The following is a 26,937-nucleotide window of genomic DNA, read 5'->3' as shown; positions in this document are numbered from 1 at the left end:
CCGGATGCCCTCTAGGGGAAAACCCGGACTGCTTCAGCCACAAGCCGCACGATGCGGCTTTTTTTTCGGGTCACGCTACGGGCAGAACTTCAGACGACCGAAGAAGGAACCCGCGCCATGCCTGAAACCCCGCCCCCCGTCGAACTGCGCGAAGAGATGCGCGGGCCCGTCATGTGGCTCACCATCGACCGCGAAGAGCGCCGCAACGCCATCAACGGCGCAGTGCTCGCCGGCCTGAGCGACGCACTGGCCCGCGCCAACAACGACGCCGCCGTGCGCGCCGTGGTCATCACCGGTGCCGGCACGCGCGCCTTCTGCGCCGGCGCCGACCTGCAGAGCGGCACCTCCTTCAAGTTCGACTACGCCGCGCCCTACCAGGGCTTTGCCAACCTGTTCCGCCAGGCCCGGCAATCGACTGTGCCGCTGATCGCGCGCGTCAACGGCGCATGCATGGCCGGCGGCATGGGGATCATGGCGATGTGCGACATGGCCGTGGCCAGCAGCCAGGCCGTGTTCGGCCTGCCCGAGGTGAAGGTCGGCCTCTTTCCCGCACAGGTGCTCAGCGTGCTCGGCGGCCTGCTGCCGCGCCGCGTGCTGGCCGAGATGTGCATCACCGGTGAGCCCATCACCGCCGCGCAGGCGCTCGAACTGCGGCTCGTCAACCGCGTGAGCGATGACGTCGACGAAAGCGTCGACTGGCTGCTCGGCCGCATGCTCGACAAGTCGCCCGCCGCCATCCGCCGCGGCCTCTACACAATGAAGAAGATCGAGGCGATGGCCTTCGAGGAATCGATGGCCTTCACCGAAAGCCAGATCGGCCTGTTCGCACTCACCGAAGACGCCGCCGAAGGACAACTCGCCTTCCGCGAGAAGCGCAAGCCGCAATGGAGTGGCCGATGAACAGCAGCAACAACAACGAACGCGTCGTCCGCATCGGCGGCGCATCGGGCTTCTGGGGCGACAGCAGCGTGGGCGCGCCGCAACTCGTGGGCAGCAGGCAGATCGACTACCTCGTGTTCGACTACCTCGCCGAACTCACCATGTCGATCCTCGCGGGTGCCCGGCTCAAGAAGCCCGAGCTGGGCTACGCAACCGACTTCGTCTCCGTCGCGATGAAGGCAGTGCTGAAGGACGTCGTGAAACAAGGCATCCGCGTGGTGAGCAACGCAGGCGGCGTCAACCCGCAAGGCTGTGCCGATGCACTCGCGGCCCTGGCCGCCGAGCAGGGCGTTGCATTGAAGATCGCCGTGGTGAGCGGCGACGACGTGTCCCCGCTGCTGCCGCAACTGCGCCAGGCACAACCACCCGTGCGCGAACTGCAGAGCGGCGCCGCGCTGCCCGAACGCGTGCTCACCGCCAACGCGTATCTCGGCGCACGGCCGATACAGGCTGCGCTCGATGCGGGTGCGCAGGTCGTCATCACCGGCCGCTGTGTCGACTCCGCCGTCACGCTCGGCGTGCTCATGCACGAGTTCAAGTGGCAGCCGGACGACTTCGATCTGCTCGCGGCCGGCAGCCTCGCGGGCCACATCATCGAATGCGGCTGCCAGGCCACCGGCGGCCTGCACACCGACTGGGACACCGTGCCCGACTGGCCGAACATCGGCTATCCCATCGTCGAATGCAGCGCCGACGGCAGCTTCGTCGTCACCAAGCCGGAGGGTACCGGCGGCAAGCTCACGCCCGCGGTGGTGGGCGAGCAGATGCTCTACGAGATCGGAGACCCCGCGGCGTACCTGCTGCCCGACGTGGTGGCCGACTTCACGCAGGTGCGCATCGAGCAGGCCGGCGAGCACCACGTGCGTGTGCACGGCGCGCGCGGCCATGCGCCGACCGCGAGCTACAAGGTCAGCGCCACGTATGTCGACGGCTTCAAGACGGCGGCGCAGCTCACCATCGTGGGCTTCGATGCGGTGGCCAAGGCGAAGCGCACGGGCGAAGCCATCCTCGCGCGCACGGGCACGCTGTTCTCGCAATACGGCTTCGGGCCGTACAGCGGCACGCAGCTCGAAGTGCTGGGCGCGGAGTCTTGCTACGGCCCGCATGCGCAGGCATTGCAGACGCGCGAAGCGGTGCTGCGGCTCGCGGTGACGCATCCGCGCAAGGAAGCGCTGGAGCTGTTCGCACGCGAGATCGCACCGGCGGGCACATCGTGGGCGCCAGGCACCACGGGTGCGGGCGGTGGACGCGCCTCGGTGTCGCCTTCGATCCGGCAATACGCGTTCCTGCTCGACAAGTCGCGGGTGGAAGCCACGGTGACCATCGATGGGAAACGCGTCGATGTTCCGCGCAGCGAGGTTTCCGCGTCAGCCCCCATCCCATCGCCTGTCAGAGCACCAGAAACGCATGAAGCACCCCCGGCCCCTGACGCCATCGAGGTACCTCTCATACGCCTCGCCTGGGCTCGCAGCGGCGACAAGGGCGACACATCGAACATCGGCGTCATCGCGCGCCACCCTGCCCTGCTGCCGCTGCTGCGCGAACAGCTCACCGAAGCGCGCGTGGCCGAATGGCTCGCGCACCTCGTCAAAGGCCGCGTCACGCGCTACGAGGTGCCGGGCATCGACGCCTTCAACTTCGTCTGCGAGCAGGCGCTTGGCGGCGGCGGCATGGCCTCGCTGCGCAACGACCCGCTCGGCAAGGGCATGGGCCAGATCCTGCTGGCCGTGCCCCTGCGCGCAAGCCCCGCGCTGCTGGCGTTGCTTGCCTAGCACCAATCGGGACAACCGTGCGACAGCAGGGTTGAGGCCGGGGGCTTAGCCTTGCGCCTCTTTCAACTTTGCTTTCGATCGCACGATGTCCACCCTTTTCGACCCCGTCCAGGCCGGCGACCTGAAGCTCGCCAACCGCATCGTGATGGCGCCGCTCACGCGCAACCGCTCGCCGAACGCGATCCCACCCGACATCGCCGCCACCTACTACGCCCAGCGCGCCAGTGCCGGCCTGCTCATCACCGAGGCCACCGCCATCAGCCACCAGGGCCAGGGCTATGCCGACGTGCCCGGCCTCTACGGCACCGAGCAGCTCGACGCCTGGAAGCGCGTGACCGACGCCGTGCACGCCAAGGGCGGCAAGATCGTCGTGCAGCTGTGGCACGTGGGCCGCGTCTCGCACACCGAACTGCAACCCGGTGGCGGCAAGCCCGTCGCCCCCTCGGCCATCACCGCCAAGACCAAGACCGTGCTCATCAAGGAAGGCGTGCCCACCTTCGTCGAGACCTCCGAGCCGCGCGCGCTCGACGCCGGCGAATTGCCCGGCATCGTGCACGCCTACGCGGTGGCCGCGCGCAGCGCGGTCGAGACCGCCGGCTTCGACGGCGTGGAACTGCACGGCGCCAACGGCTACCTGCTCGACCAGTTCCTGAAAGACGGCAGCAACAAGCGCACCGACGACTACGGCGGCAGCATCGAGAACCGCGCCCGCCTGCTGCTCGAATCCGCGCGTGCCGTGGTCGACGCCGTCGGCGGCGGCAAGACCGGCATCCGCCTGTCGCCCGTGACGCCGGCCAACGACGTGCACGACAGCAACCCGCAGCCGCTGTTCACCTACGTGGTGAAGCAACTCGCCACGCTCAACCTCGCCTACATCCATATCATCGAAGGCGCCACCGGTGGCCCGCGCGAAATCGAAGACCGGCCCTTCGACTACGAAGCGCTTAAGGCCGCTTACCGCGAAGCCGGCGGCAAGGGTGCATGGATGGTCAACAACGGCTACGACCGCCCGCTGGCCGAAGAAGCGCTGAAGGAAGGCGACGACCTCGTGGCCTTCGGCAAGCCCTTCATCTCGAACCCCGACCTCGTGCGCCGCCTGCGCGAGAACGCACCGCTCAACGAGCTCGACAAGGCCACCATGTACGGTGGCGGTGCGAAGGGCTACACGGACTACCCCGCACTGGCGTAATCCGGAAAAGGCCATGGCAAGATGCGGCGGACGCTTTGTGTCCGCCCCAGGAGAGAAATGCCATGGCCCGCATCGAGCAACGACTGGCCGCGCTCGGCCTCGTTCTTCCACCGACAGTGACGCCGCCACCCGGCGTCGTGCTGCCCTTTCAATTCATCCGCATCGTCGGCCGCCGCGCATTGATCTCGGGTCACGGCCCGCTCAATGCCGATGGCACCATCGCCGCGCCGCTTGGCAAGTTGGGCCGCGAACTGAGCGTCGAGCAGGGCTACACCGCCGCACGTCTCACGGGGCTCGCGATGCTCGGCAGCCTGCAGCGCGCGCTCGGCGATCTCGACCGCATCACGGCCTGGACACGCGTGTTCGGCATGGTCGCTTCGGCGCCCGGCTTCGACAAACAGCCAGCAGTGATCAACGGCTTCTCGGACCTCATCCTCGAGCTCTTCGGACCCGACATCGGCGCGCATTCGCGCAGTGCGGTGGGCATGGCCGAGCTGCCGTTCAACATACCGGTCGAGATCGAAGGCGAAGTGGAATTCGACGCATGACGACGTGGACCATCAGGCGCGCCACCGAGAGCGATGCAACATCCGTCGCCGACTGCGCCGTCGAAGCCTTCCGCCACTACATTCCGCGCCTGGGCCTCACGCCGATTCCGATGACCAGGGACTACGGCGCGGCCATCGCCAATGTCCAGGTCTGGATCGCCACGCAGCGTGGCGAGACCATCGCTGCGCTGGTGCTCGACACTACCGACGAAGGCTTCCTGATCGACGTGATCGCGGTGCTGCCGCAACACCAGGGCACCGGCGTGGGCCGCGCCCTGCTTGAGCTCGCCGAACAGGAAGCACTGCGGCAAGGCCACGACTCGATCTACCTCTTCACCAACGAGAAGATGACCGAGAACCGAGCGCTCTACGAACGCATCGGCTACGTCGAATACAAGCGCCTCGCCTTCGCGGAGCGCACTCGTGTCTTCCTGCGCAAGCCATTGAAGTGACCGCCATGCAGCTGGCCCGCATCCATCACGTCGCGATCATCTGCGCCGACTACGCAGTGTCGAAGCGCTTCTACACCGAAGTGCTCGGCCTGCGCGTGATCGCCGAAAACTACCGCGCCGCGCGCGACTCGTACAAGCTCGACCTGGCACTGCCTGACGGCTCGCAGATCGAACTCTTCTCCTTTCCCGACGCACCCCCGCGCCTCACGCGGCCCGAGGCCCAAGGACTGCGGCACCTGTCTTTCGAGGTGCCCGACGTGCAGGCCGCGGCCGACGAACTCGCAGCACAGGGCATTGCGGTCGAGCCACTGCGCACCGATGAATTCACGGGCCGGCGCTTCACCTTCTTCGCCGATCCCGACGGCCTTCCGCTCGAACTCTACGAGGCCGCACCGACCGCCGATCTCGACGCGCTGCTGCTCAAGCTCGAAGGCGCATTGCATCTTCGCGAGGTGCGCACAAACGCCGCACGACTCGAAGAACTGCTCGACGACGACTTCCATGAACTGGGCGTCTCGGGCACGGTGTGGACGCGGGCTGCCATCATCGAAGCGCTGCGCGACGAGGCGTTTTCGCAGCGGACGATGTCGGACTTTCGCGTGCTGCGCATGGCACCCGATGTGGCGCTGGTCACCTATCGCGCGCACCGCGAAGCCATTGCGCAGCGCCCCGCCGCGAACTCGCTGCGCAGCTCGCTGTGGCAACGCCGCGCCGGCCGCTGGCGCATGGCGTTCCACCAGGGCACACCGCTCCAAACGCTCTAGATTGCCTCGCCGAACGCCACGCTCACGCGCAGGCCGGTGGGCTCGGCCGCTTCAAGCCGCAGCTCAGCCCCCAGCAACTCCGCATAGCGCGACACGATCGACAACCCCAGCCCCGAGCCCTGCCCGAGCTTCTCGCCCGCGGGCCCTTGCGCCCAGCGCTGCATCAGGGCACGTTGGGCTTCGAGCGGAATGCCGGGCCCGTCGTCGATCACGCTCAACGTGCGGCCCGCGAGCTCGACGGTGATGGTGCGCCCGCCATAGCGCAGCGCGTTGTCGATCAGGTTGTCGAGGATGCCCTCCACCAGCGCCTCGTTGGCATGCACGACCACGCCGTCGTCGAGGCCGCGCGCGCCGAGGTCGACGCCGCGTGCATCGGCACGCGCGAGGTGCCGCAGTACCGTCTGCTCGGCCAGCACGTCGAGCCGCACCGGCACGCGCTTGAGCTCGGTACGCGCTTCCTCGGCCAATGCCAGCGCCAGCAGTTGGTCGATCAGGTGGCTGGCGCGCGCCTGCCGTTCCGACACGCGCTCGAGCTGCTCGCGCCACACGTTGGTGTCCTGCTGCGCGAGCCCGTACTCGGCCAGCGCGCGGATGCCGGCCAATGGCGTGCGCAGTTCGTGCGCCACGTTGCCCACGAACTCGCGTTGTGCCTGCACGCTGTTGCCGAGACGCTCGAACAGCGAGTTGACCGCATTGCCCAGGCGCTGGAGCTCTCGCGAAGTCTGTGCCACCGCCACCGGCGACAGGTCGCGCACGTCGCGCCGGTCGAGCGCGCGCTGCAGGTCGGCGAGCGGGCGCAGGTCGCTGCGAATGCCGTACCAGAGCCAGACTGCAAGCAGGATCAGCAGCACGATCTGCGGCGCCAGCGCATAGCCCAGCAGCTGCCGCACCAGTGCGGTCCGGCTCAGCGTGGTCTGCGCAATGATCACGCGGTAGGGCATGCTGATGTCGGGCTCGGCGTCATGCTCGAGCACCACCGCGCGCAGCGTGCCGCCTTCGTAGCGGATGTCGGAAAAGCGGTAGCGCGAGCCGTCCACCGGCAGCGGCGCCTGCAGGCCCGATTGCCCCGAGATCAGCGAGCCGTCGAGCCTCTGCACCGCGAAGTACACCTTGTCGACCTGGTCGAAGAGCACGGTGGCCACTTCGCGCGGCGTCAGCAGCAGTTCGATGCCGCGCTCACCCGCCTGCACGTTGGCCGACAGCGCATAGGCATCGTCGAGCATGCCGCGGTCGAAGGCCTGCTCGGAAAAGTAGTTGGCGATGACCAGCGCGATGACAGCACCGACCATCCACGTGAGCGCCAGCGGCACCAGCACGTTGCGCAGCACGCGCCGCGTGAGCGACGGCGCACGCACGATGGCCGCGGGTTGCGTTTCAGTCGGCTGTTGCTGCGGCTCGGTCACGCGCGGATCACACCTCGGCTTCGAGCAGGTAGCCGATGCCGCGCAGCGTGCGGATGCTCGCGCCCGTGCCCTGCAGCTTCTTGCGCAGGCGGGAGATGAAGGCCTCGAGCGCGTTGTCGCCGAGCGATTCGTCGAAGCTCGACAGCTTGTCGGACAGCGCACGCTTGCTCACGGTGCGGCCCGGCGGACTCATGAGTTCCCACAGCACCTCGAACTCGCGCGCCGGCAGGTCGAGCGGACCGCTCGCGGTCGAGAAGCGGCGTGCCTTGCGGTCAAGCTTCAGCTGGCCCAGCAGCACGATGTCTTCGGTGCCCTTGGCGCGGCGCACCAGCGCACGCAGGCGGGCTTCGACCTCGGCCAGGTCGAAGGGCTTGCCGAGGTAGTCGTCGGCGCCCGCATCGAGGCCGGCAATGCGCTCTTCGGTGCGACCGCGCGCGGTGAGCACCAGCACAGGAGTGCGGTCGCCGCGCGCACGTGCCTGCCGCAGCGCGGTGAGGCCGCTTGCGAGGCCGCTGGTCGGGCTCGCGGTGGCCGGCAGGTTGAGGTCGAGCAGCACGGCATCGAAGGGCTGCACGCGCCACAGGTGATCGGCATCTTCGACGTTGGTCGACACGTCGACGCGATGGCCGGCATCCGCGAGGCTGCGCACCATCACATCGCGCAGAACGGCGTCATCTTCGACAAGCAGAATTCGCATGGTTATTGAGTGGTTGGGGGTGATCTGCCTTGCGAACGACGGGTCAGCGGCCGGTCAGTCGCTCCAAGCGATAAACGCAACATGAGCATACGACAGCAAGATGAAATACGGGCCATTTTCATGGCCGACGCCACACGATGAGCGCGCGTGAACCCTCCGATCTTTTGAGCCTGGTGCCTCCGGAGGTGCAACGCACCGCCGTGGTCCTGCTGCATGGTTTATGCAGCACGCCTGACGAGTTGCTGACCGTGCAGTCCGCCCTGCGCAGCCGCGGCTACTCGGTGCACCCGCTGTCGATCGAGGGTTACTCGTTCGACGCCAATGCGCCGCTGCAGCGCGCGGCGCCGTACGAACGCTGGCTCGACGCGATCCAGGCGCAGGTGAAGGCACTGCGCGCGCAGCACGACCGTGTGATGCTGGTCGGCATTTCCGCCGGCTCCTCGCTCGCGCTTGGCGCAGCCATCCGCTGCGGCAGCGAAGTCGATGCGCTGGTGCTCATGTCGACCACGCTGCGCTTCGACGGCTGGGCCATTCCACGCACGCAGTTCCTGCTGCCGCTGGCCTTCTACACGCCGCTCGGGCGGCTCTGGCAATACCGCGAACGCCCGCCCTACGGCGTGAAGAACGAACGCGTGCGCGCCTGGATCGAGCGCGAGCTGCGCCACCGCAAAGTCTCGCGCGCCGGCAGCTCCGTCATCGGCGTGGGCCACCTGCGCGAGCACGACCGGCTCATCCGCCACGTGCGCCGCAACCTCAACAGCGTGCGATGCGATAACGTGCTCGCGCTGCACGCCCAGCAGGACGAAGTGGCCAGCGTGGCCAACCTCGACATCCTCGCGCGCGGCCTGCGCTGCCGCGCCTTCCGCACCGTGGTGGTCGCCAACAGCTACCACATGATCACAATCGACAACGATCGTCAACAGGTTGTGCGCGAAACAGTGTCGTTCGTCGATGCAGTGGCGCATGGCACGATGCCCGAGCATCCGCTGTACGCCTGACACCTTCGACAACGTTCGATCACGCCCGAAAGGAAAGCATTTCCATGTCTTCTTCCAACGCTTCTTCGCCCACCTTCAACAGCATCGCCGCGATCCTGGAAACCGACTTCCGCGTCGAGCGCTCGGCCATCTCGCCGGACACCGCGCTGTCCGACCTGGGCCTCGACTCGCTCGCGCTGATGGAGTTCGTCTTCGCCGTCGAAGACGCCTTCCACCTGCGCATTCCCGAAGACCGCCTCGACCCGCGCGAAGCCGGCATCACGCTGCAGCGCCTGTGCGAAGTGATCGACACGGAAAGTGCCGGCAGCGCAGCCGCTGCCCAGCCCGCCGAAGCCACCGCATGAGCAGCGGTGCAGCCCACGCCGCGCTCGCCGCTTCGGCCGCACGCGCCGCCTCCGCGCCGGTGCGCGTGAGCGGCATCGGTTTCGTCACGCCCATCGGCCGCACCGTCGAGGCCTTCGACGAGGCGCTGTTCGCGGGTCGCTCGGCCGTGCGCGCGCAGACGCTGGAGATCAAGGGCATGGACCCGATGCTGCTCGCCGTTGCCGCCTGCGACTTCGATTCGAACGGCGTGCGCAGCACCTCGCGCCTGCCGCTGGACCGCGGCACCGCCATGGCGCTGGCTGCCGCGCAGGACGCGGCTGGCGAAGCGAAGCTCGACCTCGACACCATCGACCGCGACCGCCTCGGCATCTTCTGGGGCAGTGGCCTCGCGGGTGCCGGCACCTTCGACAACACCACCAGCGCGCTCTACGGCGAACAGCGCCGCATGCGCCCGACGACAGTGCTCACCGTGATGCCCAACGCCGCCGTGGCCGAGCTCGCGCTGCATTTCGGCGCGCGCGGTTCGGCCATTGCCTACGCCTGTGCCTGCGCCTCCTCGGCCGTGGCCATCGGCGAGGCGATGCGCGCCATTCGCGGTGGCTGGATCGACGTTGCCATCGTCGGCGGCCACGACGCCATGCTCACCCCAGGCGTGATGGCCAGCTGGCACGCGATGCGCGTGATGGCGCCACCGCCGGCCGATGCGCCCTCTTCGGCCTGCCGCCCGTTCTCGGGTGACCGCGCGGGCTTTGCCATTGGCGAAGGCGCGGCCGCGCTGGTGCTCGAATCCGAAGCGCATGCAGCCGCACGCGGCGTCGAAGCCGCGCCCTTCGTGCTCGCGGGCTACGCCACCAACTGCGATGGCACGCACATCACCAACCCCGACGCCCCGGGCCAGGTGCGCGCGATGCGCGCCGCACTGCGCGACGCGGGCATCGAAGCCTCTGACGTCGGCCATATCAACGCGCACGGCACGGCCACTTCCGCCGGCGATGCAGCCGAGGCCACATCTATCCGCGAGGTGTTCGGCAACCACACACCGGTCAGCGCGACCAAGGCCATCCACGGCCACGTGCTCGGCGGCGGTGGCGCGATCGAGCTCATTGCGGCGCTGCGCGCACTGGCGCGCGAGACGCTGCCGCCCATCGCCAACCTGCAGACGCCTGATGCCGCATTCGATCTCGACTTCGTGCAAGGCGAGGCGCGCGAGGCCAAGGGTATCCGCTATGTGCTGTCCAATTCCTTCGCCTTTGGCGGCACCAACGCGGTCATCGTGGCCGGCCGCGCGTCCTGACGCTGAAGATTCGCTGAACCCTTCCTGAAAAACGAACGCGGTGCACCGGCTGGTTGTTTTCGTCGTGCCCGTGTTCGCGCTGCTCATGGCGTGCGAGTTCGCATGGGGTTGGCTCAAGCGGCGCAACACCTACCGCTTCAGCGACACGCTCGGCAGCCTGAGCCAGGGGCTGCTGAGCCAGGCACTGTCGGTGTGCACGCAGCTGTTCCAGATCGGTCTCTACGCGATGGTCTATCCGCTGGTCGCGATCTGGACGCGGCCGAGCTTCTGGGACAGCGTCATTGGCTGGATCGTCGCCGTGCTGCTGTTCGACTTCTTCGACTACTGGCTGCATCGCGCAGGCCATGAATCGGCCGTGTTCTGGGCCGCGCACTCGGTGCACCACCAGAGCCAGCACTTCAATTTTTCCACCGCGCTGCGGCAAGAAAGCACCGTGGCCTTTCTGGGCTGGGCCTTCTACCTGCCGATGGCGGTGGTGGGGGTGCCGCCCGAGCAGTTCGGCCTTGCGGGGCTGATCGTGCTGGTCTACCAGTTCTGGATCCACACCGAGCACATCGGCAAGCTCGGCTGGTTCGACCGCGTGTTCTCGTCACCGTCGAACCATCGCGTGCATCACGCGGTGAACGACGGCTACGTGGACCGCAACTACGGCGGCATGCTCGTGGTGTGGGACCGCATGTTCGGCACCTTCGCCGAAGAGAAAGAGCGCTGTGTCTACGGCACGCGCAAGACGCTTGCGAGCTTCGACCCGATGCGTGCGATCCTCGGCCCGTATGCGCCGCTGCTGCGAGACGCCTGGTACACGCGGCGCTGGCAGGACAAGATTGCCGTGTGGTTCAAGCCGCCGGGCTGGCGGCCGGCCGACGTGGCACAACGGTTTCCCGATGCACCCTTTTCGCTGGAAGAAGCGATGCACATTCACGATCCGGTGCTGACGCGCCCGCAGGTGGCTTCGGCCTCGATTCACTTCGCGTGCTGGGTCGGCGTGACGCTGGCCTTTCTGTGGCGCGCCGACGACCTCGCGTTCCAGACGGGACTGGGACTGCTTGCGCTGGCCGTTGGTGGCTTCTGGTCCATTGGCGCCGTGCTCGACTCGCAACTGCGGCTGCGATGGGCCTGGTGCGCACAGCTGGCCTTGCTGGGAATTTCGGCGGTACTGCTCGCCTGACGGCCTCGCTATGTATGCTCGGCGCTCTCATCGCACCGGGAGCATTCCATCATCATGCGCAGGCTGGCCACACCCGAAGACATCGACGCCGTTTTTGCCCTCTACATGCACGAGAGGGTCGTGCGTTTCCTCGGCTACGACCCGATGCCGATCGAAGACTTTCGCGCCATCTACCAGGCACTGCTCGACACCCGGTGCTTCTACGTCTACGAACGCGAAGGACGCATCGCGGGCTTCTACCGCGCCACGCGCCATCCGGGTCGCATTCAGCATGTAGCAGGCCTCGGTACGCTCGCTGTCGATCCCGCATTCCATGGTCAGGGCGTTGCGCTCGCCATGGTTGGCGAGGCCATCGGTGCACTGAAGACTGCCGGCGTCAAGCGCATCGAACTCTTCGCCGAAAGCGACAACGCGCCCGCGCTGCGCTTCTACGAGAAGCTGGGCTTCGAGCGCGAAGGTACGCTGCGCAAGTACTACAAGCGGGCCGGCGAAGAGAACTACGTCGACGAATACGTGATGGCGCTGCTGTTCGACTGAAAAGGCATCGTCAGGGCTTCCAGCGCCGCAGCAGCAGCGCGTTGGCCATCACGCTCACGCTCGACAGCGCCATGGCTGCGCCGGCCACCACCGGGCTCAGCAAGCCGAAAGCCGCGAGCGGAATGCCGGCCACGTTGTAGGCAAAGGCCCAGAACAGGTTCTGCCGGATCTTCGCGACCGTGCGTGCAGAGAGCTCGAAGGCCTGTGCCACCAGCGCGAGATCGCCACGCATCAGTGTGATGCCGGCCGCTTCCATCGCCACGTCGGTGCCGCCACCCGAAGGCGCCATCGCGATGCCCACGTCGGCTGCGGCCAGCGCGGGCGCATCGTTCGCGCCGTCGCCGACCATCGCCACGACGTGCCCGTTCTTCCTCAATGCTGAAACCTGCGCCGCCTTGTCGGCCGGCAGCACATCGGCGCGTACGTCTTCGGCCGCGATGCCCAGCCGCGCCGCCATGGCTTGAGCCGCACGCAGGTTGTCGCCCGAAATCATCACCACGCGCAGGCCGCGTGCACGCAGCGTGCGGATGGCTTCTGCAGCTTGCGGCTTGGGCTCGTCGGCGAAGGCAAACAATGCATGCACGTGCGCGGCACCGGCTTCGTCGAAGCGCAACAGCGCGGACACCGTGGCACCTTGAGACTGCAGACGATCGACTTCCGCAGCGTCGGGCATCGCGTCGAGTTCACGGCACCAACGCAGGCTGGCGATGGCCCAGTGCACGCCGTCGACTTCACCACGCACACCGCGACCCGGCCACGCCTGCATCACACCCAGCGCAGGCACCTGCACGTTGCGCTGCGCCGCAGCGGCCAGCACCGCCTTGGCCAGCGGATGCTCGCTGCCGCTCTGCAGGCTGGCGGCCGTCGCCAGCAATTGGTCTTCACTGGCATCGGTGCCTGCCACGGGTACCAGCGCAGTGAGCACCGGCCGGCCGATCGTCAGCGTGCCGGTCTTGTCGAATGCAACGGTGTCGACGCGGTGCGCGACTTCCAGCGCACGCGCATCCTTGATCAGGATGCCGTGACGCGCCGCCACGCCCGTACCCGCCATCACCGCGACAGGCGTTGCGAGGCCCAACGCACACGGGCAGGCAATGACGAGCACTGCCACGGCATGGATCAACGCAGTCTCGATGCCCGCGCCCGCAATCAGCCAACTGGCCAGCGTGACAAGCGCGATCACCAGCACCACCGGCACGAACACGGCCGCAACCTTGTCCACCAGCCGCTGGATGGGCGCCTTCGCCGCCTGCGCGTCTTCGACCAGCCGGATGATCCGCGCGAGCACGCTCTCGGCGCCGATCGCGCTCACTTCGATGACCATGCGGCCATCGCCGTTCACCGCGCCGCCGGTCAATGCATCGCCCGGTCCCTTGGCCACCGGTAGCGGCTCGCCGGTGAGCATCGATTCATCGACTTCGGATTGCCCTTCGATCACGCGTGCGTCGGCCGGCACGCGTTCGCCGGGCCGCACCGCGAGGCGGTCGCCCACCATCACTTCGGCCAGCGGCACATCGCTTTCCTTGCCGCGCGCGCCGACCAGGTGAGCCACTTCGGGCCGCAACTGCTGCAACGCACGGATCGCCGACGTGGCCTGGCGCTTGGCACGCGCCTCCAGCCACTTGCCGAGCAGCACCAGCGTGATCACCACCGCCGAAGCCTCGAAGTACAGGTGCGGCATCGCACCGTGGTCCGCATGCTCGCCGGTGGCCGCGCGCCACCAGAGCCAGAGCGACAAGCCAAAGGCCGCGCTGGTGCCGAGCGCCACCAGCAGGTCCATGTTTCCGGTGCGCGCTTTTGCCGCATGCCAGCCCGCGCGATAGAAACGCGCACCCAGCCAGAACTGCACCGGCGTTGCGAGCAGCAGTTGCAACCATGGCGGCAGCATCCAGTCTTGCCCGAAAGGATCGCCGAGCATCGGTGCCAGCAAGGGAATCGACAGCGCCAGGCCGACGGCGACCGGGCCGAAGCCGTGCCATGGCGACAGCGCGGCTTCTTCGGCCGCTGTGCTCGCCGCGCGCGGCTCGTAGCCTGCGGCCCGTACGGCTCGGCGCAGCAGGACGTCCATGTCCTCGTTGCCGCCTGTCACCACGCGGGCCGATTCGGTCGCGAGATTCACGCTCACGTCTTGCACGCCCGGCACGTTTTTCAGAGCACGCTCGACACGCATCACGCATGAGGCGCAAGTCATGCCGCCGACCGAGAGGTCGAGCGTGGTGGTGCCGGGGATTTGCTGCTGCAGAACTTTTTCCATGCGCCAAGGCTAAAGCCTCACACCATGGCAAGGTCAAGCGAAAAAATTCGGTACCCCTGCGCTGGACATTGACATCGTGAGAGGGTTCAAACTTGCGTCCTCAATCAATCACTTCCAAGGAGCTACCACGATGAGCCAGAAATTCCAGGTCACGGGCATGAGTTGCGGCCACTGCGTGAGCGCAGTGCAGAACGCGGTGCAAACGGTGGATCCCGAAGCGCAGGTCACGGTCGATCTGGAAACGGGCCATGTCGACGTATTGAGCGAACAGCCGCGCAAGGACATCGTGGCCGCGATCGAGAACGCGGGCTACGCGGTTCAATGACGACGGGCCACGTCGCCATCGGCGAAGCGGCGCAGCGCTCCGGCGTGTCGGCCCGCATGGTCCGCCACTACGAAGGGCTAGGCCTGCTTCCGGCGGTGGCGCGCACCGAAAGCGGCTACCGCCAATATGGGGAGGCCGACATCCACACGCTGCGCTTCATCAAGCGCTCGCGCGACCTGGGTTTCTCGATGGAAGAAATCGCGGAGCTGGTCGGGCTGTGGAACAACCGTCGGCGCGCAAGCTCGAGCGTGAAGCGCATCGCCGAAAAGCATCTTGGTGAACTGGAGCAGCGCATTGCTGACATGCAATCCATGCGCAACACGCTGGCCCACCTGGTTCATTGCTGCCACGGCGACGCAAGGCCGGACTGCCCCATCCTCGACGACCTGAGCAAGGTCTAGATCAGGCGCCCCGCACCAGCGACAGCACCTTGCCTGCATCCAGCGTACGGGCCTTTTCCTGGATGGCCGGCAGGTACTGCGTCTGCAGGCTCTGCCCTTCCTTCACCACGCCCGAGAACGCGTCCTTCAGCATCTGCGTAGAGAGCGTGCGGCCGCCGGCGTAGTAGCGCTTGGCCACATGGCCCAGTGCGTAGGTCGAAGCAAAGCTCATCCCCGAGCTCACGGCCTGGTTGCCCAGCCCGCGAAGCAATCCACCGCCAACCTTGCCAAGGAGGCCGCCGAGCAGCTTGCGCCCGGCCTGCTCCAGGTACTGCGAGGTCAGGCCCACGCCGACCGTGGCCAGGAAATCCTTGATGTGGCCGCTGTCGAGCTGATAGCCGTACGACTGGCCGATGCGGTAGACCAGCTTCATCTGCAGCGGAATGATCGCCATGGTCGAGAGCGTCTCGGGCAGCAGCTCCAGCGCGCCGTTGAGGATGGCGGCGTTGAGGATCGACTTGTCGAGCTCGGCGGTGTCGGGCGTATTCGGCGTCGATGGCGCCGCGACCGCGATGCCGGCAGCAGCAGCAACAGGCACCGCCGCAATGTCTTCGGCCTGCTGCGAAAACGCGGCCGCCGAAGCATCCAGCCCCAGCGACGTGCGCACATCGGCCAGGAACATGCGCTCCGCCTCCGACTGCGTGCCGTCCGCGTCGCACACGCACACCGCCATCTCGTAGGCGAGCTGCCTGGCTTCGCTGCTTTTCAGCTCTCCGGCCACCGAGGCCAGCGACACGCGCTTCATCAGCACGTCCTGGTACAGCGTCGGCAGGTTCAGGCCGTCGGCCTGCGACAGGCCCTCGGCAATCCGCTTGATCTCGGCCCGTTCACGCTCGTGCTTCTCACCATCGACAAAGGCAGCCAGCAGGCTCAGGGTAACTATCGACTTTGTTTCTGAAGGTGTCATGTTCAACATTTCGCAATATGAAGGATCAGGTTCGGTCGTCGAAGGGGCCGGAAGGTTCCGGCGAGCTTCTCCCCACAAACCTTGAGTAACTCTGTGGATAACGTTGGTACTTCTGTGTAGCGGAGTTGCAAGTCTTTGATTTAAAAGGGAAATCTACAGATCGCCCAAATTTTCAGCAATGAATTTCTCCGGGGAAAAACCGCCTTTCGCAGATTTTCCGGAAGGAGTCAAAGCACAACTCTGGGGACAGTTTTTGAACAAGCCATGGCTTATCCACAGGCCGGATCGGTTACCCAATGTTGTTCATGCAGCGGGTACAAACCGGAAGCGCAGCTGCGCACAGTGACAGAGCCATGACAAGTGCTTGTCACATAACGAAAAAAGCGGCATGTCCACAGAAGAGGGCAACCCTTATCTACTACTACTAATTTGAATAAGAAGAATAAGAAGACAGGGAAAGGGAAAGCTGCGCGCGAAAAAAAAGCCGCGAACGGCCGCGCCGGTCGACTGCGCCTTTGAACAAAACCAGTCCTTCCGGTCCACTCCCCTCGGTAACATTCGTGGATGAGCTTCAAACCCCGGATCCTGATTGCCGAAGACGAATCAGGCATCGCCGACACGCTGCAGTACGTCCTCAAGAGCGACGGGTTCATTCCGGTCTGGTGCGCCACGGCAGAAGAAGCCATCGCCCAGTTCGTGCAGGAACCCCCGGCGCTGGCCATCCTGGACATCGGATTGCCCGATCTCAATGGTTTCGAGCTCTTCAAGCGCCTCCAGGCGCTGAACCAGTCCATGGGCGGCCCGGAGGTGCCCATGGTGTTCCTGACGGCCCGCAGCGACGAAATAGACCGCGTGGTGGGCCTCGAACTGGGCGCGGACGACTACATCGCCAAGCCGTTTTCGCCGCGCGAACTCGTCGCCCGCGTGCGGACCATCCTGCGGCGCAGCGCCAGAAACGGCGCAGGAGCCTCCACAGGGGGCGCGGCTCCAAACCATGGGATACCCCATCAAATCCAGGCCCAGACGCCTCCAGCGAGCTCACAGGCACCCGCACTGCCCTTTTCGCTCGACAACGAGCGCATGCAGATTCGTTATTACGGACGCCTGCTGGAACTCTCCCGTTACGAATACGGGTTGCTCAGACTGCTGGTGCAACGGCCCGGCCGCGTCTTCACGCGCGACGAACTGCTCGAACTTGTCTGGGACGATTCCAGCGACAGCTTCGACCGGACGGTAGACGCGCACATCAAGACCCTGCGCGCCAAGCTCAAGGCAATCGCGCCGGAGGTGGAGCCGATCCGCACGCTGCGCGGCACCGGCTACGCACTGAACGAAGAACTGCCCGCCAAGGCGTCGTGACCCGGCGCACGCGGATCTTCATCGGCATCCTGCTGATCTACACGGCGGGCATCGCCTTCCTGCTGTATCGCGTCGTTTCCGACATCGACCCGCGCTACCGCGAGTCGGCCGAGGAATCGCTGGTCGAAACCTCGCAGCTCGTGGCCAGCCTGGTCGAGCAGGACGTGATCGCCGGTGCCATCAACACGGCGCGGCTCGAGCCTCTGTTCCGAACGGTCTACGCGCGCGAGTTCTCCGCCCAGATCTACAACCTGCACAAAAGCCGTGTCGAACTGCGCGTGTACGTCACCGACCGCAACGGCCGTGTGATGTTCGATTCGCTCGGCAGGCATCTGGGCGCCGACTATTCGCAGTGGGCCGACGTGAGCCGCACGCTCGCCGGCCTGTACGGCGCGCGCACCTCGCGCGATGTCGACGGCGACCCGCGCACTTCGGTCATGTACGTGGGCGCACCGATCCGCTGGAACAACGAGATCGTCGGCATGGTTAGCGTGGGCAAGCCGGTGCAGAGCTTCGGCCAGTTCGTGGAAGACGCCCGCGTGCGCACCATCTGGGTAGGCGTCGGCTCGGCACTCGCGTTGCTGCTGCTCACGCTCATCGTCTCGATCTGGCTGGTGCGGCCCTTCGGCCTGATCCGCGACTACTGGGCCTGGGTGCGCGCGCAGCGCAGCCTGAGCCTCGTGCGCATGGCGCGGCGCGCAGTCGACGGCGTACGCACCGGTTTCAGCGAAATGCGCGATGCCCTCACCGGCCGCAACTACGTGGCCGACTACGTGCAGACCTTCACGCACGAAGTGAAAAGCCCGCTCTCGGCCATCCGCGGCGCGGCCGAGCTGCTGCAGGAGCCGTCGATGCCGCATGCCGAGCGAGAACGTTTCCTGAAGAACATCGAACGCGAGACGCAGCGCATCCAGGAAATCGTCGACCGCATGATGGAGCTCACCGCGCTCGAGACGAGGCGCACGCTGGACCGCACAGAACCGGTGGCGCTGGCTTCGCTGATCGAGGACATCGCCGCCAGCGCACAACCCGCGGCAGCCAAGCGCAACATCAAACTGCTCGTGAACATCCGCGACGATGCCCGCACCGAAGGCGACCCGTTCCTGCTGCGCCGCGCCATCAGCAACCTGCTCGACAACGCCATCGATTTTTCACCGCGCGACAGCGAAGTGCTGCTCACGCTGGAAACGACCTCGAAGCTGGCCCGCGTGAGCGTGCGCGACCACGGCCCGGGCATTCCGGAATACGCGCAGGAAAAAGTCTTCGAGAAGTTCTATTCGCTCGCCAGGCCGCACAGCCAGAAGAAGAGCACGGGGCTGGGGCTGGCGTTCGTGAAGGAGATCGCGGCATTGCACCGCGGCCGGATCGATCTGGGCAACGCGTCGCGCGGTGGCGCCGTGGCGACGCTCACGCTGCCGTTGTTGTCACATCACTGAGGGCGGCCGATCAGCGCGCAATAGGCGCTGCGAGTTTCCGGACTCACAGCCCCGAGCGCCTGCAGGTACTGCGTCTGGTGCTGCCCGATCATGCGAGCCGACGCCACCGTCTTCGAGCGGCAATACCAGTGGCAGGTGTGCTGCATCAGGAACAGCTCGGCCGACATGGTGAAGGCTTTCGATTTAGGCGTGCGCCCGGCTTCGTTGCGCATCACGCCGGCAACGCCGCGCGCGTGGATGAGCAAGGCCTGGCGCACATCGAAGGTCGAGCCCGGAAAGAACTGCGTGAACAGCGGAATGGCCACCGGCAGCTTGCTCACGCGCGTGGCGGGTTCGGGCATGCGCGAGAACTCGGCGGCGAAGCTGTCGAACTGGGCGGAGAGCTTTTCCTCGGTGGCGTCGAGCAGGTGCCAGATCTGCTGGCGGCGCTCGGCGTCGTCTTCGCCGAGGCAGCGCATGTAGCCGGAGGTGAGGCTCTCCATGAGCCTTTCAATCTGGTAGCGGCCGAGGTGGCTGGCCAGCAGCGCGATGCGCATGCGCTGTTCCCTGGACTTGAGGATGTAGAAGCCGGCGGCAAAGAGTGCCACCAGAGTAAGAATTTCCATGGATGCGTGGAGAAGAAAAAGAGAAGGCGGGGAGCAGCACCGAGTGTAGGCACCGCGACCCGCCTTCTCTTTTCAGCTTTGCGACTTACCGGAAGAAATCGAGGATCCTGTTGCGTTCTTCCGGTACTGGTGGCGCTCCGATGGGCGCACCCGTGAGTTCTTCGGCCGGCGGTGGCGGCGCTTCGCTCTCCAGGCCCAGGCTCGCCACGTTGTGGCCCGGCGTGAAGTCGTCGAAGTACCACTCACCGTCGACGTTCACCACGCCAGGCGGTTCCGCGGGCTGCGTCACCGGCACGCCCTGCAGCGCGGTCTGCATGTAGCCGATCCAGATAGGCAGGCTCAGGCTGCCGCCGGTTTCACCGCGCACGCCGAGCTGGCGCGGCGTGTCGTAGCCGATCCACGCGATGCCGACCATGGTCGGCTGGAAGCCCGCGAACCAGGTGTCGAATGAGTCGTTGGTGGTGCCGGTCTTGCCGTAGAGGTCGTCGCGCTTCAGGGCCTGGTGCGCCTTGAAGCCGGTGCCGTTCTTCACCACGCTCTGCAGCAGCGAATCCATGATGAAGGCGTTGCGCTGCGGAATCGCGCGGCGCGCTTCGTCGAGCACAGGCGGCTCGGTTTCCATGATGACCTTGTCCCTCATGTCGGTGACACGCGTGACCAGGTACGGATTGACGCGGTAGCCGCCATTGGCGAACACCGAATAGCCCACCGCCATCTGCATCGGCGTGACCGAGCCAGCGCCCAGGCCCATCGGCAGGTTGGCGGGATGCTTGTCCTTGTCGAAGCCGAACTTGGTGATCCAGTCTTGCGCATAGGGCGCGCCGATCGATTCCAGCACGCGCAGCGTGACGAGGTTCTTCGACTTCATCAGCGCGGTGCGCAGCGGCATCGGGCCTTCGTAGGTGCCTTCGAAGTTCTTCGGCTCCCACGGCTGGCCGCCGTTGGCGCTGGCGTCGAAGTACAGCGGCGCGTCGTTCACCACGGTTGCGGGCGTGAAGCCTTTTTCAAGTGCGGCCGAGTAGATGAAGGGCTTGAAGCTCGAACCCGGCTGGCGCCAGGCCTGTGTCACGTGATTGAACTTGTTCTTGCCGAAATCGAAACCGCCGACCAGCGCCTTGATGGCACCGCTGCGCGGATCCATGCCGATGAAGGCGCCTTCGACCTCGGGCAGCTGCGTGATTTCCCAGGTGTTCTTCGGCGTCTTCGCCACGCGGATGACTGCGCCGCGGCGGATCTTGATATTTGGTGGTGCCTTCGCCGCGAGGCCCGACTGCGCGGGCTTCAGGCCATCGCCCGTGATCTGGATGGTTTCACCGTTCGCGCGCACGGCGCTGATTTCCTTCGCGTTCGCGTCGAGCACCACGGCCGCGACCACATCGCCGTTGTCGGGGTGTTCGGCCAGTGCATCGTCCACGGCTTCGTCGATTTCCTTCTGCTCGGTTGGCAGGTCGACGAACCTCTCGGGGCCGCGGTAGGGCTGGCGGCGCTCGTAGTCCATGATGCCCTTGCGCAGCGACCTGTAGGCAGCTGCCTGGTCGGCCGCCACGAGCGAGGTATAGACCTTCATGCCGCTGGTGTAGATGCTGTCGCCGTACTGCGCGTACATCATCTGGCGCACCGTCTCGGCCACGTACTCGGCATGGAGGCGGTTCGGATCGGCGGCGTCGCGCAGGTGCAGTTCTTCCTTCTTGGCTTCTGCAGCCTGGTCGGCGGTGATGAAGCCGGTTTCCTGCATCCGGTCGATCACGTAGAGCTGGCGCGCCCGCGCGCGGCGCGGGTTGGCCACGGGGTTGTTGGCACCGGGCGCCTTCGGCAGGCCGGCCAGCATTGCGGCTTCGGCGACGGTGACGTTCTGCAGCGGCTTGCCGAAATAGGTTTCGGCGGCGGCCGCAAAGCCGTAGGCGCGATTGCCCAGGTAGATCTGGTTCAGGTAGATCTCGAGGATCTGGTCCTTGGTGAGCTGCCGTTCGAGCCGCAGCGCCAGCAGGATCTCGTAGGTCTTGCGGCTCATCGTCCGCTCCGAGCTCAGGTACACGTTGCGCGCCACCTGCATCGTGATGGTCGACGCGCCCTGCTTGCGGCCGCCCTTCAGGCTGGCCACCGCTGCGCGCAGGAAGCCCTTGTAGTCCACACCGCCGTGGTCGTAGAAGCGCGCGTCTTCCACAGCCAGTACCGCGTCTTTCATGACCTTCGGAATGTTGGCGAAGGGCGTGAGGTTGCGGCGCTCTTCACCGAACTCGCCGATCAGCTGGCCTTCGGTCGAGTACACGCGCAGCGGCAGCTTGGGCCGGTAGTCGGAGAGCTCCGACACATCGGGCAGCTTCGGATAGATGGCGACCACAGCGACGATGGCGGCAACCAGCACCACGAGTGCGCCGGAGCCGACCGCGATGGCGCCCCAGCCGGCAATGCGCTTCCATGGCGCGCGGGGTTCATTAGACGCCGCGTTGCCGTCGTCGGAAGGTTTGGAGCTTGAGCGTTTGAACATAAGAGTTGGCTGCTTACTGGCTAGCGAAAGGATTGGAGCCGCCGCGCGCTGCTGCGTTCCTGCATCGGGAGGTCGAGCGTGCCTTGCCGCGCAGCCTGCAGCGCGCAATGCATGGCATCGAAATACTTGTCGTGGTCGAAGGCGATCAGCAACAGGTCCACGCCGGCGCCAAGGGCGCGAACGGTGGCATCGCAAAGACCGCGGTTGTAGGCTGCGCCCATCGTGAGATCGTCGGTGACGAGCAGGCCCTGGTAGCCCCATTCGCCTCGAATCACCCGCTGCACGATTTTGCGCGAGAAAGAGACCGGATATTCGGTGTCGAACTCTACAAGGATGACATGGCCGAGCATGATCGCGGCATCCGAATGTTTCGACACGTCTTGAAACGGCTTCCAGTCGTGCGCCGCGAGTTGGGCGACAGGCGTGCGCAGTTCGGCGGCGAAATGATGGGTGTCCTCGGCCACGCCGCCCAGGCCGGGAAAGTGCTTGAGCGTGCCGCGAACGCCTGCGGATTCAAGGCCCAGCTCGTAAGCGAGCGCCACCTGCGCAGTGATGGCGGGGTCGGCCGAGATCGCGCGTTCGTCGATGCGGGTGTGGAAGTCCCAGCGGCCCGGTGCGCGGCCGGGGCGCAGGTCGACCACCGGGCTGAAATTGAGCGTGATGCCAAGAGCCGCGAGCGCCTTGCCCTGTTGCGCACCGTAGGCACGGGCGCGTTGCGCGAGTTCGTTGTCGGGCACATCGGCGTCGAGCAGCGAGGCGAGCGCCGGCTGGCGTTCGACCAGTGGCGAGAGACGCGAAACCGAGCCGCCTTCCTGGTCGGTTGCGACGATCAGCGGTGGCAGGCCGGCTTCGCGGCGCAATGCCTGCAGGCCCTCGATTTCATCGCGCAGTTCAGCGGCCGTGCGGCCCTTTACATTGCGGCCGGTTACGAAGATTCCGCCGATCAGCCCCTTCCTGGTCAGCTCTCGCAGGTTTTTCGCATCGTCGTACCCGACGATGAAATGCGCGCCCAGCGCCTGTGCGAGCGGGCCCTCCGATGCATTCACCTCGGCCCGGTGCTGGTGCGAGGCCGCCTCGTTGCACAGGGCAGTCAGCAAGGCCGCGAATGCCAGGCCCAGAGCGACCGGGCGCAAGTTGCCCCGTACAAACCGCCAGGCGATTGCGATGCCGGCCACCAGCATCGCCAACAGCAGAGGCAGTTCCCACGCGCGCATGAAGCGCAGATGCGGGTCCTTCAGGTGCCAGGCCCAGAACCACAGTGTGGCCAGGGCCAGCCAGCCCGATGCACTCGCGATGACCCGCAGCAGTCTCATGCCGCCTGCGCTTCCGGTGCCGGTTCCACGCGCCGCGAGAGCGCATACCAGTCGACCTTGCGCGTGATGAGCATCAGCGTGGCCAGCATGCCGAAGATCAACAGCGCGCCGAGCAGCAGTGCGTTGCTTTCGGAAGCCAGCAGGCCGTAGAGCGCGCCATAGAGCAGCGCCACGAAGGCGCCGAAGGACAGGCCGCGCCGCCAGCCTCCCAGCACCGCGCTGAAGTACACGGCCAGCAGCGCGACGCTCGCCGTGGCGGCACCCGCATATGCCATCCAGAACGCGAACTTCTCCGACAGCGCGAGCAGCAGCAGGAAGAACAGCGCGATCGACAGGCCGACCAGGCCGTACTGGATCGGATGCAGGCGCAGCTTGCGGAACAGCTCGAACATGAAGGCGGCCATCAGCACGAGCCCGATGAACAGCGCACCGTACTTGCCGGCGCGCGTGCTCATCGAATACACGTTGATGGGCTGCGCGAGAGACACGTCGAAGGTCTGCAGCGGACCTATGTTCTGGCGTGCCTGGGTGGTGGCAGCTTCAGCGGCGTTGCCGCGACCCGAGAGACCCGCGCGTACCTGTTCGCGAGCCGAAGTCACGAGCGACGACACACGCCAGTGCGCGTCGAAGCCCTGCGGCGTCACGCTGCGCTCGGCCGCGAGAAAGCGGCCGCCGAAACTGGGGTGCGCCCAGGGCGAGGTCAGGTGCGCGGTCGTTTCCTCGGCGATGGGCGCGATGGAGAGCGTGTCCTGTCCGACCAGGCCGAGCTTCATTTCAAACGCGATCGGTGTGCTGGCCTGCCATGCACTGAGCGCTGCACCGGTGAGCGGCGCGTGGATGCCGTCTGCAAACCACGCACCGTCGGCCAGGCCCGGCACGCGCTGCTTGAAGCGCAGTGTCTCGCTGCCCACCGTCATCGCGGGCGAGCCGTCGAGGCCACGAAGGTCGCTCACGTTGAAGGCGATGAAGGGCACCTTGAACTCGATGCTCGAATCGGACTCGCTGTGCGGAACGGCCTTCGGGTCGAAGGCCGTGAAGCCGCCAGTGAGCGCGGCGTTGAGCGTGTAGAACGGAATCTTGAAGATGCCGCGATAGCGCTCCTGCGGCGCCATCGTGCCTTCGATGTGCAGCTTGTCAGGGAACACCACGTGGGCCATTTCCTTGCTGCGCGGCTCCTGGCCGATCACCTTGCCCTGTGCGTCGCGCAGCGGCTCCATCCAGCGCTCCACATACGGCACCAGCAGCAGCGGGCCGACCATCGTCTGGCGGCCCGCATAGGTGGCGGCGAGCTCGTCGGCTGCTTCGCGCTGGCTCTCGCCGCGGGCGCGGTTGATCGAGTCGATCTCCCCCAGCGGAATGCACAGGAGCAACAGCAGGAAGAACAGGCCGGCGACCTTGGCCAGCACCGAGCTCTGAAGGGCCTTCAACAACTGAAGCATTTTTTCTCTCCTCGTCTGTAGCGAAGCCGCGATGCTCGCCGCGCGATCCGAAGGCCGTGTGAAGCGTGCGCGCCGCTTCGCTTCACACGGACTTCACAGAGCCGGGCACGGGTGTTTTCGACTTCAAGAAGCCTTCCAACTGCCTTCTCGCGTGGTGCCGACAGTTGGGGCTGTGCAAGTTCGCACGGACAAGGACCCCCGCCATGGATGCCCACATCACCACCCCACGTCCCGGCCGCTGGCTCTGGCTCGCCACCGTGAGCCTGGCGACTGCGGGCTTCATTGCCATGGGCGTGCGCCCGGCGCATGCGCAGGAAGCGCCTGCCGGCCCGCGCCTGAAGACCGAAAGCCCCTATTTCTTCGTGAAGAGCGACGATCCCTCGGTCGACCGCCTGCCGTTGAAGGGCACCGAGGTCGCGGTGAAGATCTCGGGCGTGATCGCCGACGTGACGGTCACGCAGACCTACCGCAACGAAGGCCAGCGTGCCATCGAAGCGAAGTACGTTTTCCCCGGCTCGACCAAGGCTGCCGTGAGCGGCCTCAACGTGCGCCTGGCCGACCGGCTCATCACCGCGCAGATCCGCGAGAAGCAGCAGGCGCAGATCGAATACGACACCGCCAAGAAGGAAGGCAAGACCGCCGCGCTGCTCGAGCAGCACCTGCCCAATGTGTTCCAGATGAACGTCGCAAACATCCTGCCCGGCGACGACGTGAAGGTGGAGCTGCGCTACACCGAACTGCTGGTGCCGCAGTCGGGCAACTACCAGTTCGTGTTTCCGACCGTGGTTGGGCCGCGCTACAACTCGCCGCAGTCGGAGAACGCGCAGGCCAAGTGGGTCGCGCAGCCCACGCTGCCTGCTGGCGTGGCGCCGGCCACCAACTTCAAGCTCAAGGCCAGCATCGACACGCCGATGGGCATCAAGGAAATCCGCTCGGCCACGCACACCATCGACGTGAAGAAGAGCGACGAAGACCAGCACGCCGACATCGCGCTCAAGGCCGACGGCCGCCCCGCCGACAACCGCGACTTCGTACTCGACTACCGCCTGGCGGGCGAGAAGATCGAATCGGGCCTGATGCTCTACAAGGGCCAAGGCGAGAACGCGGAGAACTTCTTCCTCGCGATGGTCGAGCCGCCCAAGGCCGTGGCCGCCAGCGCCATCTCGCCGCGCGACTACATCTTCGTGGTGGACATCTCGGGCTCGATGCACGGCTTTCCGCTCGACACCGCGAAGACGGTGCTCGAACGCCTGATCGGTGGGCTGCGCCCCAGCGACACCTTCAACGTGCTGCTGTTCTCCGGCAGCAACAAGATGCTCTCGCCCAAGTCGGTGCCGGCCACGCGCGCCAACATCGAACAGGCGCTCGCCACCATCCAGAACTACAGCGGCAGCGGCAGCACCGAACTCATTCCTGCGCTCAAGCGCGCGTACGCCGAGCCCAAGGAAGAAAACGTATCGCGAAGCATCGTGGTGGTGACCGACGGCTACGTGACGGTCGAGCGCGAAGCCTTCGAGCTGGTGCGCAACAACCTCTCGAAGGCCAACGTGTTCGCTTTCGGGATCGGTTCGTCGGTCAACCGCAGCCTGATGGAAGGCATTGCACGCGCCGGCATGGGCGAGCCCTTCATCATCACCGACCCGGTGCAGGCGCCTGAGCAGGCCGCGCGGTTTCGCCGCATGGTCGAGTCGCCGGTGCTCACCAGCGTGAAGGCCACTTTCGGTGGACTCGATGTGTACGACGTGGAACCGCAGGCCCTGCCCGACGTGCTCGGCGAGCGCCCGGTGATCGTGTTCGGCAAATGGCGTGGCGAAGCCAAGGGCCGCGTGATCATCGAAGGCCAGGGCGCCAGCGGCCCGTACCGCCAGGAAGTTCGCATCGACGACCGCACCCGCCAGGACACCGCCGCGCTGCGCACGCTGTGGGCCCGCCACCGCATCCAGAGCCTGAGCGACCAGGAAACGCTGGAAGGCGGCACGGCCTTCAAGGAACGCATCACCGAGCTCGGCCTGAAGTACAGCCTGCTCACGCAGTACACGAGCTTCATCGCCGTCGACAAGGTGGTGCGCAACGTGGCGCCGCAAGACAGCGTGGGCGTGAACCAGCCGCTGCCGATGCCGCAGGGCGTGAGCAATCTCGCGCTGGGCGCCGAAGTGCCGAGCACGCCCGAACCCGAATCGCTGGGCGCCATCGCCGTCGTGCTGTCGATGCTCGCGATGCTGCGCCGCCGCGCGCGCCGCAATGACGCGCGTCGTTTCACTGCCTGAACAACAAAAGCAAAAGAGA

General features: G+C 66.2%; 24 protein-coding genes. 16 read left to right on the top strand and 8 right to left on the bottom strand.

Annotated elements, in window-relative coordinates; genetic code table 11:
* The first annotated feature begins 117 nt into the window (after positions 1-117).
* The 6 genes from BMW87_RS12105 (at position 118) to BMW87_RS12080 (ending at position 5,664) form a co-directional block, all read left to right on the top strand.
* Positions 118-900 carry an enoyl-CoA hydratase/isomerase family protein gene (locus tag BMW87_RS12105; RefSeq protein ID WP_093076489.1) on the top strand — a complete coding sequence of 261 codons (783 nt, stop codon included), beginning with the start codon at positions 118-120 and terminating at the stop codon, positions 898-900.
* Positions 897-2,711 carry an acyclic terpene utilization AtuA family protein gene (locus BMW87_RS12100; RefSeq protein WP_093076487.1) on the top strand — a complete coding sequence of 605 codons (1,815 nt, stop codon included), beginning with the start codon at positions 897-899 and terminating at the stop codon, positions 2,709-2,711. The genes BMW87_RS12105 and BMW87_RS12100 overlap by 4 nt, the downstream gene beginning before the upstream one ends.
* An 85-nt stretch (positions 2,712-2,796) precedes the next feature.
* The gene (locus tag BMW87_RS12095; protein WP_093057115.1) at positions 2,797-3,900 is read left to right on the top strand and encodes an alkene reductase; all 1,104 of its coding nucleotides are present in this window, start codon (positions 2,797-2,799) and stop codon (positions 3,898-3,900) included.
* A gap of 62 nt (positions 3,901-3,962) precedes the next feature.
* Positions 3,963-4,448 (top strand): RidA family protein, encoded by a 486-nt coding sequence (locus BMW87_RS12090; protein ID WP_093076486.1) that lies wholly within the window; start codon positions 3,963-3,965, stop codon positions 4,446-4,448.
* Complete coding sequence (locus tag BMW87_RS12085; protein WP_093076484.1) at positions 4,445-4,900, top strand: GNAT family N-acetyltransferase; 456 nt, start codon at positions 4,445-4,447, stop codon at positions 4,898-4,900. The genes BMW87_RS12090 and BMW87_RS12085 overlap by 4 nt, the downstream gene beginning before the upstream one ends.
* A 5-nt stretch (positions 4,901-4,905) precedes the next feature.
* Complete coding sequence (locus BMW87_RS12080) at positions 4,906-5,664, top strand: SMU1112c/YaeR family gloxylase I-like metalloprotein (RefSeq protein ID WP_093076483.1); 759 nt, start codon at positions 4,906-4,908, stop codon at positions 5,662-5,664.
* Here the strand turns inward: BMW87_RS12080 and BMW87_RS12075 are convergent.
* Both BMW87_RS12075 and BMW87_RS12070 read right to left on the bottom strand, forming a co-directional pair.
* A complete protein-coding gene (locus BMW87_RS12075; RefSeq protein ID WP_176928844.1) occupies positions 5,661-7,067 on the bottom strand; it encodes a sensor histidine kinase in 1,407 nt (468 codons plus the stop codon). The two genes, BMW87_RS12080 and BMW87_RS12075, sit on opposite strands and share 4 nt — an antisense overlap.
* Positions 7,068-7,074: 7 nt before the next feature.
* Positions 7,075-7,764: a response regulator transcription factor gene (locus BMW87_RS12070; protein WP_093057118.1), complete on the bottom strand. Its 690-nt coding sequence runs from the start codon at positions 7,762-7,764 to the stop codon at positions 7,075-7,077.
* A 137-nt stretch (positions 7,765-7,901) separates the two neighbouring features.
* Between BMW87_RS12070 and BMW87_RS12065 the strand changes: the two genes are divergently transcribed.
* The 5 genes from BMW87_RS12065 to BMW87_RS12045 are packed head-to-tail and all read left to right on the top strand — an operon-like array spanning position 7,902 to position 12,085.
* Positions 7,902-8,762, top strand: coding sequence for an alpha/beta hydrolase (locus BMW87_RS12065; RefSeq protein ID WP_093057119.1), 861 nt, complete (start codon positions 7,902-7,904; stop codon positions 8,760-8,762).
* A 44-nt stretch (positions 8,763-8,806) separates the two neighbouring features.
* Positions 8,807-9,106, top strand: a complete 300-nt coding sequence (locus BMW87_RS12060; protein WP_093057120.1) for an acyl carrier protein — start codon at positions 8,807-8,809, stop codon at positions 9,104-9,106.
* Entirely contained in the window at positions 9,103-10,380 is a 1,278-nt protein-coding gene (locus tag BMW87_RS12055; RefSeq protein ID WP_093076481.1) for a beta-ketoacyl-[acyl-carrier-protein] synthase family protein, read from the top strand. Before BMW87_RS12060 ends, BMW87_RS12055 begins: the two co-directional genes overlap by 4 nt.
* Before the next feature lie 40 nt (positions 10,381-10,420).
* The gene (locus tag BMW87_RS12050) at positions 10,421-11,548 is read left to right on the top strand and encodes a sterol desaturase family protein (RefSeq protein WP_093076480.1); all 1,128 of its coding nucleotides are present in this window, start codon (positions 10,421-10,423) and stop codon (positions 11,546-11,548) included.
* A gap of 54 nt (positions 11,549-11,602) precedes the next feature.
* On the top strand, positions 11,603-12,085 hold the full coding sequence (locus tag BMW87_RS12045; protein WP_093076478.1) for a GNAT family N-acetyltransferase: 483 nt from the start codon (positions 11,603-11,605) through the stop codon (positions 12,083-12,085).
* Positions 12,086-12,095: 10 nt separating this feature from the next.
* On the opposite strand, the gene BMW87_RS12040 is transcribed toward BMW87_RS12045, so the two are convergent.
* Positions 12,096-14,339, bottom strand: a complete 2,244-nt coding sequence (locus BMW87_RS12040) for a heavy metal translocating P-type ATPase (protein ID WP_093076477.1) — start codon at positions 14,337-14,339, stop codon at positions 12,096-12,098.
* A 130-nt stretch (positions 14,340-14,469) separates the two neighbouring features.
* On the opposite strand from BMW87_RS12040, the gene BMW87_RS12035 reads away from it, so the two are divergent.
* Positions 14,470-14,664 carry a heavy-metal-associated domain-containing protein gene (locus BMW87_RS12035; protein ID WP_007833622.1) on the top strand — a complete coding sequence of 65 codons (195 nt, stop codon included), beginning with the start codon at positions 14,470-14,472 and terminating at the stop codon, positions 14,662-14,664.
* The gene (gene cueR / locus BMW87_RS12030) at positions 14,661-15,065 is read left to right on the top strand and encodes a Cu(I)-responsive transcriptional regulator (RefSeq protein ID WP_093057125.1); all 405 of its coding nucleotides are present in this window, start codon (positions 14,661-14,663) and stop codon (positions 15,063-15,065) included. The genes BMW87_RS12035 and cueR overlap by 4 nt, the downstream gene beginning before the upstream one ends.
* Position 15,066: 1 nt before the next feature.
* Here the strand turns inward: cueR and BMW87_RS12025 are convergent, their stop codons facing one another.
* Positions 15,067-16,011, bottom strand: a complete 945-nt coding sequence (locus BMW87_RS12025; RefSeq protein WP_093076662.1) for a YcjF family protein — start codon at positions 16,009-16,011, stop codon at positions 15,067-15,069.
* Between the two features lie 564 nt (positions 16,012-16,575).
* Between BMW87_RS12025 and creB the strand changes: the two genes are divergently transcribed.
* Positions 16,576-17,370 (top strand): two-component system response regulator CreB, encoded by a 795-nt coding sequence (creB, locus tag BMW87_RS12020; RefSeq protein WP_093076475.1) that lies wholly within the window; start codon positions 16,576-16,578, stop codon positions 17,368-17,370.
* Positions 17,367-18,806, top strand: a complete 1,440-nt coding sequence (creC, locus tag BMW87_RS12015) for a two-component system sensor histidine kinase CreC (protein WP_093057127.1) — start codon at positions 17,367-17,369, stop codon at positions 18,804-18,806. The genes creB and creC overlap by 4 nt, the downstream gene beginning before the upstream one ends.
* On the opposite strand, the gene BMW87_RS12010 is transcribed toward creC, so the two are convergent.
* From BMW87_RS12010 to creD, 4 genes are all read right to left on the bottom strand, one after another.
* Positions 18,800-19,411, bottom strand: coding sequence for a hypothetical protein (locus BMW87_RS12010; RefSeq protein ID WP_093057128.1), 612 nt, complete (start codon positions 19,409-19,411; stop codon positions 18,800-18,802). The genes creC and BMW87_RS12010 overlap by 7 nt on opposite strands.
* A gap of 85 nt (positions 19,412-19,496) precedes the next feature.
* Entirely contained in the window at positions 19,497-21,899 is a 2,403-nt protein-coding gene (locus BMW87_RS12005) for a penicillin-binding protein 1A (protein ID WP_093076474.1), read from the bottom strand.
* Between the two features lie 20 nt (positions 21,900-21,919).
* The gene (locus BMW87_RS12000) at positions 21,920-23,212 is read right to left on the bottom strand and encodes a glycoside hydrolase family 3 N-terminal domain-containing protein (RefSeq protein ID WP_093076472.1); all 1,293 of its coding nucleotides are present in this window, start codon (positions 23,210-23,212) and stop codon (positions 21,920-21,922) included.
* The gene (creD, locus tag BMW87_RS11995) at positions 23,209-24,651 is read right to left on the bottom strand and encodes a cell envelope integrity protein CreD (protein WP_093076471.1); all 1,443 of its coding nucleotides are present in this window, start codon (positions 24,649-24,651) and stop codon (positions 23,209-23,211) included. The genes BMW87_RS12000 and creD overlap by 4 nt, the downstream gene beginning before the upstream one ends.
* Before the next feature lie 203 nt (positions 24,652-24,854).
* On the opposite strand from creD, the gene BMW87_RS11990 reads away from it, so the two are divergent.
* Positions 24,855-26,918 (top strand): VIT and vWA domain-containing protein, encoded by a 2,064-nt coding sequence (locus BMW87_RS11990; protein ID WP_093076469.1) that lies wholly within the window; start codon positions 24,855-24,857, stop codon positions 26,916-26,918.
* The last annotated feature ends 19 nt before the right edge of the window (positions 26,919-26,937 follow it).

Origin of the sequence: Variovorax sp. OV084, assembly GCF_900111625.1 — a bacterium.
Classification (GTDB): domain Bacteria; phylum Pseudomonadota; class Gammaproteobacteria; order Burkholderiales; family Burkholderiaceae_C; genus Variovorax.
The sequence above is the reverse complement of the archived record's forward strand: the minus strand, read 5'-3'. Positions and strand labels throughout refer to the sequence as shown.